At 70.5% G+C, this 11,431-nt stretch carries 8 protein-coding genes and 3 pseudogenes; 8 read left to right on the top strand and 3 right to left on the bottom strand.

The window, feature by feature from the left end; all coding sequences use genetic code 11:
* Positions 1 to 36: 36 nt before the first annotated feature.
* A complete protein-coding gene (locus tag IG02_RS0133590) occupies positions 37 to 1,155 on the bottom strand; it encodes an alpha/beta hydrolase-fold protein (RefSeq protein WP_030756801.1) in 1,119 nt (372 codons plus the stop codon).
* Between the two features lie 224 nt (positions 1,156 to 1,379).
* On the opposite strand from IG02_RS0133590, the gene IG02_RS0133580 reads away from it, so the two are divergent.
* The 7 genes and pseudogenes from IG02_RS0133580 to IG02_RS43285 all read left to right on the top strand — a co-directional run bounded on the left by IG02_RS0133580 (position 1,380) and on the right by IG02_RS43285 (position 8,551).
* The gene (locus tag IG02_RS0133580; protein WP_030756799.1) at positions 1,380 to 1,589 is read left to right on the top strand and encodes an MbtH family protein; all 210 of its coding nucleotides are present in this window, start codon (positions 1,380 to 1,382) and stop codon (positions 1,587 to 1,589) included.
* A 27-nt stretch (positions 1,590 to 1,616) separates the two neighbouring features.
* Complete coding sequence (locus IG02_RS0133575) at positions 1,617 to 3,194, top strand: amidohydrolase (RefSeq protein WP_030756797.1); 1,578 nt, start codon at positions 1,617 to 1,619, stop codon at positions 3,192 to 3,194.
* Between the two features lie 196 nt (positions 3,195 to 3,390).
* Complete coding sequence (locus tag IG02_RS0133570; RefSeq protein WP_030756795.1) at positions 3,391 to 3,840, top strand: hypothetical protein; 450 nt, start codon at positions 3,391 to 3,393, stop codon at positions 3,838 to 3,840.
* A gap of 233 nt (positions 3,841 to 4,073) precedes the next feature.
* On the top strand, positions 4,074 to 5,588 hold the full coding sequence (locus tag IG02_RS0133565) for a carboxylesterase/lipase family protein (RefSeq protein ID WP_030756793.1): 1,515 nt from the start codon (positions 4,074 to 4,076) through the stop codon (positions 5,586 to 5,588).
* Between the two features lie 160 nt (positions 5,589 to 5,748).
* Positions 5,749 to 7,413 (top strand): annotated as a pseudogene (locus IG02_RS43295) (alpha-glucuronidase family glycosyl hydrolase); the annotation flags it as partial.
* Positions 7,394 to 8,203: a hypothetical protein gene (locus IG02_RS43290; RefSeq protein ID WP_234315006.1), complete on the top strand. Its 810-nt coding sequence runs from the start codon at positions 7,394 to 7,396 to the stop codon at positions 8,201 to 8,203. The pseudogene IG02_RS43295 and the gene IG02_RS43290, both read left to right, overlap by 20 nt.
* Before the next feature lie 45 nt (positions 8,204 to 8,248).
* Positions 8,249 to 8,551 (top strand): hypothetical protein, encoded by a 303-nt coding sequence (locus tag IG02_RS43285; RefSeq protein ID WP_030756791.1) that lies wholly within the window; start codon positions 8,249 to 8,251, stop codon positions 8,549 to 8,551.
* A 99-nt stretch (positions 8,552 to 8,650) separates the two neighbouring features.
* Here the strand turns inward: IG02_RS43285 and IG02_RS0133550 are convergent.
* Positions 8,651 to 8,923 (bottom strand): annotated as a pseudogene (locus IG02_RS0133550) (transcriptional regulator); the annotation flags it as partial.
* A gap of 119 nt (positions 8,924 to 9,042) precedes the next feature.
* On the opposite strand from IG02_RS0133550, the pseudogene IG02_RS43745 reads away from it, so the two are divergent.
* Positions 9,043 to 9,141: pseudogene (locus IG02_RS43745) on the top strand (hypothetical protein); the annotation flags it as partial.
* 206 nt (positions 9,142 to 9,347) lie between these two features.
* Here the strand turns inward: IG02_RS43745 and IG02_RS0133540 are convergent.
* Positions 9,348 to 11,348, bottom strand: a complete 2,001-nt coding sequence (locus tag IG02_RS0133540) for an alpha/beta fold hydrolase (protein WP_030756783.1) — start codon at positions 11,346 to 11,348, stop codon at positions 9,348 to 9,350.
* Between the last annotated feature and the right edge of the window lie 83 nt (positions 11,349 to 11,431).

The raw sequence follows: 11,431 nt of genomic DNA, 5'->3' as shown, positions 1-11,431 counted from the left end.
GGCGCGGGACGTGGCCGCACACGTCTCCGCAACCGCTCAGGCGAGAGCCCAGGCGACGTCCCTGAGCAGGGCGTGCCGCCAGCCGGCCCGGTCGTGGTCCGACGCCGACCGCGAAACCCGTACGGTCGCGCCGGCCTGCTCGGTCAGGGTCTCGGCCAGCTCGCAGTGGGGCAGCATCCGGGTCTCGTGTTCCCCCACGTCGAACGCGCACCGCAGGCGGGACAGGTCGGGGCTCCGGCGCAGCCGCGCGGCGATGGCGCCGCCAACCGGGCCGCCCAAGGGGTCCGTCCGGTCCATGGCGCCGGGCGTCCACCAGAAGGAGGCCGACTGGCAGGCGACCCGCGAGACCAGGTCCGGGAACTCCAGCGCCGCGTACAACGCGCTCAGCCCGCCCAGGCTCTGCCCGGCGACCACCAGCCGGTCCGGGTCGGCCGGTACGCCGGATTCCGCCACCAGCGGCAGCAGTTCGTCCCGTACCCCCTCCCACAGTTCGGGCCTGCAGCCGAACTCGGCCTGCCTGTCCTTGGCCGGGAGGAAGACCAGGGTGACGGCGGGCATCTCGCCCACGGCGACGGCCGAGTCGAACGCGGTCATCGCCGGGTGCAGATGCAGCCAGTCGTCCCCGTCGAGCAGCAGGACCACCGGTCCGCCGCCGCCCGCCGGGTGCACACGCACGGTGCGCCGTCCGCCGAGCCGTTCGCTGGTCCAGCGGAGCCGGGCGCGCGGGAGGGGCAGTACGACGTCGGTGCCGGAGCCGAGAGCGGGCCAGTGCGGCTGGTCCGGGGCGTCCGGGGTCGCGGCGATGGACCGGTCACCGCCCGCGCCGACCGGGTTGAAGGGGTCGGCGTGGGCCGCGTCACCCACGATGAGCCGGTAGGTCACCCGCAGCCGCGCGGGCATGCGCACTTCGGCGTACCAGCAGTCCGTGCCGGCCCATCGGCGCAGGGGGACCGGCGGCGACCAGCTCTCGAAGTCGATGACCGCACGCGACCCGCGCCACAGGAACAAGGTCAGCCAGCCGCCGCCGTCGGCGGGTACCGACACGGGTGTCCGGGCCGCGGCCCAGAACTCGTCGCTGCCCGGTTCGCCGGGCAGTCCGAACCCGGCGAAGGCGTTCTCCGCGCCGGTCGCGGAGCCGGAGCGGGGATCGGTCACGGCCGGCCGTCGCGGCGGTCGCGCGCGGTCCGGAAGAACGTGCTCGGGGGCGCCTTCGTGGTCTCCCCGGTGCGGACCCGTTCGATCACCAGGCGCATGAACATCTCCTTGTGAGAGGGAAGGACAGAGGTTAGGCTCGTCCTGCATTAGGTGAGCCTAACCTAATGATGTCCACTCATGACATGGCAGTCACCGGTCCGTCGGACCCGAGGAGGCACTGACACATGAGCACCAACCCTTTCGACGACCCCGAAGGCCGCTTCCTGGTCCTGGTGAACGACGAGGGGCAGCACTCGCTGTGGCCGTCCTTCGCCGAGGTTCCCGGGGGATGGACGATCGTCCTCGACGAGAACACCCGCGAGGCATGCCTGGACTACATCGAGACCCACTGGACCGACCTGCGCCCCCGGTCCCTCTCGGCCTCCTCCGGCTGACTCCCCGCGGTCGGAGGGACACCGTCGATGCTCTGCGCCAGACTGACGAACGCGCGCTTCGTCACCATGGACCCCGACCACCCGGTCGCCCGTGAACTGGGCATCTGGCGGGGCCGGATCGTGGGCCTCGACGACGCCGTGACCTCTCTTCCCGTGCGCGAGGTGATCGATCTGCAGGGCGCCACCGTGCTGCCCGGGTTCATCGACGCCCATGTGCACCTGGCCTGGACGGGGCTCAAGGAGAACACCGTGAGCGTCGCGGGCCGCACACGGGTCGAGGACGTGCTCGCCGTCGTCGAAGAGACCGTCACCCGAAGGGGCGAGCCCACCGCCTGGGTGAGTGTCGCCGGCTACGACCAGCGCGCCCTGGGCCGCCATCTGACCGCCGCCGAACTGGACCGGGTCAGCCACGGGCACAGGGTGTTCCTGCTGCACGAATCCGGGCACGGCTGCCTGGTCAACTCCGCCGTTCTCGCCCTGCTCCCCGCCGGCATCCCGCACGACAACGGCTTCCTCGTCGAGGGCGCCATGGGGGCCGCCCGCGCGCTGCGCCTGCCGTATTCCCAGCAGGAGTTGGCAGGGGCGATCGGGCGGGCCGCCCGGACCTGTCTGGCCGAGGGCGTCACCGCCTGTGCCGAGGCCGGTATCGGCGGCGCCCTCTTCGGCCACAGCCCCGTCGAGCTGGGGGCCTACCAACTCGCCCATGAGCAGGGCTTGTTGCCGCTGCGCGTGCAGCTCATGGTGTCCGCCGACCGGCTGCGTCCGGTCGCCGCGCACGACTCCGACGGCATTCCCCGGGCCCTCGATCTCGGGCTGCGCACCGGGTTCGGCGACGACCGCCTCTCCTTGGGCGCGCTGAAGATCTACACGGACGGCGGCATGATGGCCAGGACCGCCGCACTCTCGGATCCGTACGAAGGCCTCGATCACGCGGGCCAGTTGCAGGACGACCCGGACACGCTCGCGGACACGATCGTGGACGGGCACCGCGCCGGATGGCAGCTCGCCGTCCACGCGATCGGTGACCGCGCGGCGGACCTCGCCCTGGACGCCCTCGAACGAGCCCAGCGCCACTGGCCGCGCCCCCGTGCCCGGCACCGCATCGAGCACGCCGGCCTGATCCGCCCCGACCAGCTTCCGCGCTTCGCCCGACTCGGCGTCAGCGCGGTCGTCCAGCCCAATTTCCTGCGCCGCTTCGGCGACGACTACGCGGCGATCATGGGCGAGGGGCGGGCCCCGTGGCTCTACCGCGGCAGGGCGTTCCTGGACCACGGCATCCCCCTCGTCGGCAGCTCCGATCGTCCCGTCGCGGACGGATCCCCGCTGCGGGCCGTTCAGTTCATGGTCGAGCGTGCCTCCGAGTCCGGCCAGGTGATCGGCCCGGACGAGGGCATCACCGTCGACGAGGCCCTGCGTGCCTACACCGTCGCCGGCGCCCGGGCCTGCCACTGGGAGGATGACCTGGGCAGCCTCACCCCGGGCAAGCGCGCCGACCTCGTCGTACTCGGCGACGATCCCCGGCGCGTCGACCCGTCACGTATCGGGGACATCGAGGTGGCGGCGACATACGTCGGCGGCAGCGAAGCCGGGGGACGGACGCCGTAACCTCGGCCGCCGCGGTACCGGCCCGCCTCCCGCGGCGACGGCCCGGATGGGCCGATCGTCGGCCGGCCCGGTGGTCGTCCCGCACCCCTCCGGCGTTCGGGCCGATATCCCGGCATGAATACGGCGCAACCATCCGTGCCGCTCGCGTGTCACACCAAGTGTGAGTAAACAGCTCTCAAGAGTACAAGGGGGAAATATGAGGATCACTCGCAATATCGCGACCGCCGGGGCGTTGACCGCGCTCGCGGTGGGCGTCACGACCGCGTTCGGCACGACCGCTTCCGCCGCACCCAACGTCACACCGCAGGGTGTCTGCGGCAAGGCGTACAAGACCGTGAACTCGGCGCCCGTCGGCTCACTGGGCACCGTCTACCTGACGTACAACTCCTCGACCGGCAAGAACTGCGTCGCCACCATCCGCGCCAACCCGGGTGCGGCCAAGCACATGTCCGCGAGCATCTACGTCCCCGACACCGAGGAGTGGGCCGGGGACGACGGGAACTACACGTCGTACGCGGGGCCGGTCTCCGTCTACGGCAAGGGCCACTGCGTGAGCTGGGGCGGCAGCATCGACAACGTGTACGTGTCGGTGGAGAACTCCAACTGCGCCTCCCTGAAGGAGCGGCGGGTCACCGAAGTCCGCTGATCCGGCCTGTCACCCGGCCGCGCACGCCCGCACCGCTGACTGCCGTCGGTCGTCGGGAAGGTGTGCCTCGGGGTGAACAACGAGTCCGGCTTGCGGCGGGGACGGCCGCCCCGTCCGCAGGCCGGACAGTCGCGTCGACCGCTCGGCCCGCCTCCAGGCCGACTGGCGTTGTGCCGGACCGCCGGTGGCAACTTGCTCGCGAAACCGTAGGGATTCATGGCAGCTTGTGTCGTATGAGTGACAGGGCAGGCGCGGGGGCGGATTTCCGGACGACGAGCGGCCACGTACGCGGCAGGCGGTCGGCCGACGGACTTGTGGCCGTTCTCGGCACCCCGTACGCCGCCCCGCCTTTCGGTCCCGACCGTTTCCGTCCTCCGCGGCCTGCCGCCCCCTGGGGCGGGGTGCGTGACTGCCGGAGTTTCGGGCCCATCGCGCCGCAGTCGGCCGCGCTGCCCGGCTCGCCGGTGTGGCAGCCCGGTGACGAGGAGATCCTCAGCGTCAACGTGTGGGTGCGCGAGCGGCCGGACGGCGGCCCGCTGCCGGTGCTGTTCTGGATCCACGGCGGCGCGTACACCTTCGGCTCCTCCGCCCAGCCCGATTTCGACGGCGCCGCGCTCGCCCGCGCCGGAGTGGTCGTGGTCAGCTGCAACTACCGGGTCGGCTTCGAAGGCTTCGGCCATGTGCCGGGCTTCCCGGACAACCGCGGGCTGCTCGACCAGGTGGCCGCCCTGCGCTGGGTCCGGGAGAACATCGCCGCGTTCGGTGGCGACCCCGGCAACGTCACGGTCGCCGGGCACTCCGCCGGAGCGGGGTCGGTCGCCTGCCTGATGGCCATGGAGCGGGCGCGCGGGTTGTTCCGCCGGGCCATCGCCCACAGCGCGCCCCACGCGTTCTTCACCGTCGAGGCCGCCGCGGCGCTCACGTCCCGGATCGCGGCCGAGGCCGGTGTCGTCCCGACGGGCGACGGGCTGCTCTCCGCCTCGCCGAAGCTCCTGGTGGCCGCCTCGGACAAAGTCGCCGGACAGTGCTCGGCCAACCCCGTAGTGGCCGTCCAGGCGTACGACCCGGTGGTCTTCCAGCCCGTCGTCGACGGCGATGTGCTGCCCGTGGACCCGCTCCGCGCGCTCGCCGCCGGCGCCTCCCGCGACGTGGACCTCCTGGTCTGCCACACCCTGGAGGAGTACCGGTTCCTGTACGAGATCGGAAGCGTGCGGGCGATCACCTCGGAGCGGGAACTCGAGGACTTCGCCGACGCCCTCCGTCTCCCCGCCCGACTGATCGCGGGCTACCGTGCGCTGATGCCCGGCGCTTCGCTGCTCGACCTCTACCTCGCGCTCTTCGGTGACGCACAGTTCGGCGAGTACGGCAGCCGGCTTGCCGAGCACCACGCGAGAGCCGGCGGACGAGCGCATCTCTCCCGCTTCGCCCGCAGGCGCGTGACGCCGAGCGGCGCGGCCAGGCCCTGGCACACCGCCGACATCCCGTTCGCGTTCGGCAACCTGGACGCGGAGGGCGCCGCCTTCCTCATCGGCGGTACCCCCGACGAACAGGACCGAGCCCTCTCCCGGCGCATGCTTCGCGCATGGGCCGACTTCGCCGCGTGCGGCGACCCCGGCTGGCCTCCGGTCACCGCCGATACCACCACGGTGAAGTTCTGGGCCGTTCCGGGCGACTACGTCGCCGACGACGCCACCTCCGACGTACGCGCGCTGTGGCGGGGCATCCCGTTCGACTCCTCGGGACGGTGAACACCCGTCGGTGTCATGCGCCTTGGAGATCGGCCGGTGGCCCACCACCGCCCCGACGGAGCGGCCCCGGCCGCTCCGTCGGGGCGGTGGTACGGGACGCTGCCACGTCTCTTCCGGGAGAAGGCCGGTGCCGCCGTATTGATCCACGCGCCCGGCCCCGATGCCGTACGCACCAGGTCGCGGTGCGGAAGGGGGCCGGGCGAGGCGAGGTTCACCGGCCCCTCGCGTGGAGCAGCCGAAGTCCTCGGCCCACAAAAGCGTCTGGCTTCGTGTGGACGGACCTCGCCGTCCCCGCACCGCTCACCTCGCGGACCTGACGGTGGTCGACAATCCCGGCCGTGCGCGTGTGAGGCCACGCACCAACGCCCCGTCCGGCCCGGCGCTTGTGGTGGGCACCCAGACGAGTTCCTCCCTGATCCGGGAACTCGTCCCGGAGGCCGACCTGGCCGGGCTGGGCGACGAGGGATACGTCATCCGCCACCTCACTAAGCGCGGCAGGATCCGCACCGTGGTGGCGGCCCACACCGACCGCGGTGTGCTCTACGGTGCGTTCCACCTGCTGCGGCTCGTGCAGACCGGACAGCCGCTGGAGCACGTCGATCTCACGGAGCGCCCCGCCGCCCGGTTGCGCGTGGCCAACCACTGGGACAACGCGGACGGTTCGATCGAGCGCGGCTATGCGGGCCGGTCCTTCTTCGACTGGGAGAGGCTGCCGCGACTCGACGGCCGGTACGCGGACTACGCGCGTGTCCTGGCCTCGCTCGGGATCAACGGCACCGTGATCAACAACGTCAACACGACTGCGGACTACCTCGCAAAGCCGTTCTTGACCAAGCTGGCCGCGCTGGCCGGTGTACTGCGCCGCTACGGCGTGGCGCTGTACGTCACGGCGAACTTCGCCGCCCCCATCGACCTGGGCGGGCTGGACACGGCCGACCCGTTCGACCCGGGTGTGCGCAGATGGTGGGAGGAGAGGGCCGAGGAGATCTACGGCAGGATCGAGGACTTCGGCGGCTTCCTGGTGAAGGCCAACTCCGAGGGGCGCCCCGGACCGCTGGACTACGGACGTACCCACGCCGACGGGGCCAACGTGCTGGCGGGCGCCCTCGAAGCGCACGGCGGCATCGTGATGTGGCGGGCGTTCGTCCACGACAGCGACGAGAGATGGGACCGGCAGGCCTACCAGGACTTCACACCGCTGGACGGGAAGTTCGCGGACAACGCGATCGTACAGATCAAGAACGGGCCGATCGACTTCCAGGTCCGCGAGCCCGCCCATCCCCTCTTCTGCTCGCTGCCGCGCACCAATTCGATGATCGAACTCCAGGTGACGCAGGAGTACACCGGCCACGCCGTCCATCTCTGCTACCTGGTGCCGCAGTGGAAGGAAGTCCTGGACTTCGACACCCGCAAGGGGGGAGAGGGAAGCACCGTGGCCCGCGTGGTGACCGGCCGGGTGCACTCCTACGCGCACTCCGGCTTCGCCGGCGTGATGAACTTCGGCGCCGCCAGGAACTGGACCGGCTCCCACCTGGCCGCGGCGAACACCCACGGCTACGGGCGGCTCGCCTGGAAGCCGGAGCTGTCCGCGGAGGACCTGGCCGCCGAGTGGACCCGGATGACGTTCGGCAACGACCCGCACGTCGTCAAGACGGTCTCCGCCCTGCTGCTGGGCTCCTGGCGCACGTACGAGGACTACACCTCGCCGCTGGGCACCGGCTACCTCACCCATCCGCCGGACGGTTCGGTGACGGGGCACTTCGACCCCAGCCCGACCACGACCACCCAGTTCCACAGGTCGGACCGTGAAGGCATCGGCTACGACCGTACGGCCGCCACCGGCAACGGCTGCACCGAGCTGTACGCGCCGACGACCCGGGACCGCCTACGAGTCGTCGGCGGACTGCCCCGAGGAACTGCTCCTCTTCCTGCACCACGTCCCCTACACCCATCGGCTGGACAACGGCGCGACCGTGATCCAGCACATCTACGACACGCACTTCTCCGGTGCGGCACGGGTGGCGGACATGCGGGAGGACTGGGACGGGTTGCGTGGCCGAATCGACCACCGGCGGTTCGCCGACGTACGCCGCCAGTTCGGCCGGCAGATGGCCGAGGCCGCCACGTGGCGGGACACCCTGGTCGCCTACTGGTTCGGGCTCAGCCGGATCCGCGACGAGCACCGCGGCTGGCTCCAGGCGGTCATCGCCCCGGCCGACACGGCGCTGCTGGGCGGGGAACTCAACGCGCTGCCGGTGCAGGTGGTCAATGCGACCGGCTCCGGTCTGCGCACGGCCCTCTCGCTGGACGTACCCGGGGGCTGGCGATCCGAGGAATCGACCCTCTACGTGGACCCGCGAGGGGACACGACGGTGAAGATGACCGTCGTGCCGCCGCCGGCCCCCGCGCTCGCCACACTGCACGCGCGCCCGCGGTCCGGCTCGGTGCGGGTCCTCGACTCCTCGCTGCGCAGCCTGGCCAGGGCCGTTGTCGTCCCACCCGCTGCCCGATGCGTGCACGCCCTGGACGCCGGACCCGGCTCCGCGCCGGTGTTGAAGGGCTACACCCGCCTCTCACCCGACAGCCGCTGGCACGAGGGAGCGGGCTTCGGCTGAGTCGGCAACACGCCCGCCGCCACCGACACCGGACTCTTCGACGTCGTGCGCCGGGACTACGTACGCGACAGCGCCCCGGCCGTGCTGCGGCTGCGGCTGCCCGCCGGACGCCACGCGGCGCATCTGCTCACCGGCGATCCCAACACCTTCACCAGGACGCTGATCGTCCGTGTGGACGGAGTCGAGAAAGCCCGTAGCGAGCAGCTCGACGGCCGGCACTTCGCCTGGCTGCGCATCCCGCTGGGCGGCGGCCCCGCCGGGCGCGAGGCGGACCTGGAGCTTTCCGCGAAGGAGGGCCAGACCTGGCATCTCAGCGCCTGCGTGGTCATGGCGGACGGCCAGGAGTGAGCGTGAGCCGTACCGCCCCGGGGCAGCTCGGGCGGTGCACGCCGGATGTGCGGCATGGAGGCCACCGCTTCGGGAGCCGGCGCATCGTGCGCCGGTTGCTCAGTGTGCCGGTCCGTTGAATTCCTGGGTGCCGATGACCGCGAGCAGGTCGAGCAGGCCGGCGCTGTCGGTACCGACGGCGGGGGTGAACCAGAGCAGTCGTTGCCGGCCGTCCTCGCTGAACAGGCTGAGGCAGTTGACCTCGATCAGACCGAGCGCGGGATGGTTGAGACGCTTGCGGTCGTTCCGTCGGAGAGCCGCGTCGTGGTCGGTCCACAGCGTGGTGAACTCGGGGGAGAGGCTGAGCAGCGCATTGACCATCGAGCGGGCCTCGGCTGCCCCACCCGCACCCACTGCACCACCACGGCCGACAGTGCCCGGACCGTGGGCTTTCCCCCACGAGAACTCCGCGACCTGCAACTCCGCATCCGCACCGCGTAACAGACCCCCGAGTGGAAAGCCCGCTACGCGGTCCGCTCCAAAGTGGAGGCACGGTCAATGAGTTTGCCCACGGGCACGGCGTGCGACGCTGCCGCTACCGAGGACAGCCGAAAGCCCATCTGCAACACGTGTTCACGGCGATCGCCGTGAACATCGAACGCCTCAGCGGCCTGACGCTGGCCGAGGTAGTAGCGCCAGCCCGCCGCTCGACCGCCTTGCAGAATTACCTCGACAAGCACGAGATACCTCGGTCGAGATCATGGCGCACCCCGGGCAGTCCACCTCGGCCGTCTCAAGATTCCCGACGGAGTCAAGCTCAAGCGCTCTTGCGCATCGCCGGTGTGCGCCAAATGCGGTCCGGCCACCTGGGGAAGTGCTCGACGCACAGCAACCCGAGATTCGCTGCGGCACCTGCACCGACTATGGCTGCAACAGGCGCCAGGAGACCGGAAAGCGCGTAACAGCCGATCCATGCCCCGAGGAACGCCCCGCAGACCGCGGCAACCAGTCCAGCGCGTCGGATCTGGGATGAGCGCTCCTCACGGGTCCAGGCCAGGTAGGCGCCGAGGCCTACCATCAGGCCCGTCCCGGGCACGATCACACTCGCGCTGGCCACGAAGTCATCGGGACCTACCGTCCAGATCAGCAGAACCCCCAGCAGCCACCCGCAAAAACCGAGCGGGATCACGGTCACGGTCCGTACCCAGACACTCGCGCGGGGACCGATGCCACCGCGCCTGCGCGCCCAGCGTGCGATCACGGCGAGCAGAGCGAGGCCGAGGGCTGCGCCGGCCAGGGTGACTGCGATCAGTAGCTTGGCCACCGTGGACATACTCAACGGAACTGCCTCGAAGTCGACTGGCCTCCCGTCGAATTGGGACCTGTCCGCCTTGCCGGTGTCGAAGAAGGTGGTCAGTAGACGTTTCCCGGCTTCGGGACGGTGCTCCCAGAAGTCGGCGGTGTGGCCCAGCCCTGGAAGGATCACCTGCTGTCCCCGGGACAGGGCGGGCAGCAGTTCGTCGGTGGCCAGTTGCGCCGGGGTGGAGAAGTCGACCTCACCGCTGACGAGGAGGGTTTCGACGTCGCTGGGCCGCATCTCACGGTACTTGGCGTTGTCGGGGCTGTCCGGCCACACCGTGGACAGACCGGACTCGCCGGCCCACAGGAAGTCGGTTGAGGCGTTGCCCAGGGTCGAGCCCGGATCGCCACCGTTGTCGTAGTAGCGCTGTGCTGCTGGACCATCGATCATGGCGAAGGAAGCGAACTCGCCCCAGACGATGGAATTGGGCAGGGTGAGGTCGCCGAGGACAGACATGGCCCACAAGGCGCCGGTGTCCCGGCTGAGGTAGGCGTCGATGACGGTCGGAGCGTTGTTCGGTGCCGAGGCCGGACCGTTGTGATGCATGGCGTACTGGCTCAGAACCCGGACGTTGGTGTCCTTGAGGCGGAAGGGCCCCCAGCGTTCAGGGATCTCGCCGGCGGTCTTCCGGATCGATTCGGCCAGGTCGGAGGTACGCGCGGCGCAGGCGTCGTCGTCGTCGCACAGCCGTGTGTACTGGGCGAACTGCGCATCGGTGATGCGCGGGTCCCAGAAGAAGTGGCCGGGCGGATTGACCGAGACCATCGCGGAGCGGTGCAGCACCTGCGGGTGCCGCCAGGAGTAGATCATGGCGGTGCGTGTTCCAGCACTGGAGCTGAGGAGGTTGATCTGTGAGTAGCCCAGGGCGGTACGGGCCGCTTCCAGGTCCTCCACCCGCTGGAGGACCGAGTAGCCAGTGAGGTCGATCCCGTCGTCGGTGAGGCGGTTCGCACACTGTTCGAACGCTTTGGTCGTGGCAGGCAGTGTCTTTGATCCGGCGATTCCATCGGCGGACTGCATGACGGCGGCGACCTCGGGGCAGTCCAGACGGCGCGATCCATCGATCCCCCGGTAACCGACCAGGACCACATCGTGTTGGCCGGTGAGTCGGCTTGCCTGCGGGAAGTCCATGTTCGTTATTCCGGGACCGCCGCCCAGTCGGAAGATCGGTTCCGCCGGGTCTGCGGAAGCGGCCCGGACGCGAGTGACCGGAAGTGCTATCAGCTCGGACTTGGGGTCGCTCCGGTTCTCCGGGACGGCGAGTGTGCCGCAGTCGGCGGCGACGGTTCCGGCTTCGGTGTCGTAGTCGCAGGGGCGCATGGTGAGCGACCCGGCGGCGGCCCCCTCAGGTACGGACAGGAGATGTTCTGGCCGCAGCGCCAAGTAGCAGAGCGACGCCAGGAGTCCGCCGGTGACCACGAAGGCGAGCAGGGGCCGCCATGACTTGAGAAGTGTCATTTCGTTTCCGTATAAGTGCGCGCGGGCCCGAGCTTTCCCCAGGAGAGGTATGACGGGCATTGGCGTGTGAGGTCGTCTCGGGT

The sequence above is a fragment of the Streptomyces sp. NRRL F-5135 genome (genome assembly GCF_000719775.1).
Taxonomy (GTDB): Bacteria; Actinomycetota; Actinomycetes; order Streptomycetales; family Streptomycetaceae; genus Streptomyces; species Streptomyces hebeiensis.
This window is presented reverse-complemented; position numbering and strand designations above follow the sequence as displayed.

Excerpts from the sequence above, each read along its gene's own strand:
- IG02_RS0133565 (WP_030756793.1), top strand. The coding sequence starts at position 4,074 with ATGAGTGACAGGGCAGGCGCGGGGGCGGATTTCCGGACGACGAGCGGC.
- IG02_RS0133540 (WP_030756783.1), bottom strand. The coding sequence starts at position 11,348 with ATGACACTTCTCAAGTCATGGCGGCCCCTGCTCGCCTTCGTGGTCACC.
- IG02_RS0133575 (WP_030756797.1), top strand. The coding sequence starts at position 1,617 with ATGCTCTGCGCCAGACTGACGAACGCGCGCTTCGTCACCATGGACCCC.
- IG02_RS0133580 (WP_030756799.1), top strand. The coding sequence starts at position 1,380 with ATGAGCACCAACCCTTTCGACGACCCCGAAGGCCGCTTCCTGGTCCTG.
- IG02_RS0133570 (WP_030756795.1), top strand. The coding sequence starts at position 3,391 with ATGAGGATCACTCGCAATATCGCGACCGCCGGGGCGTTGACCGCGCTC.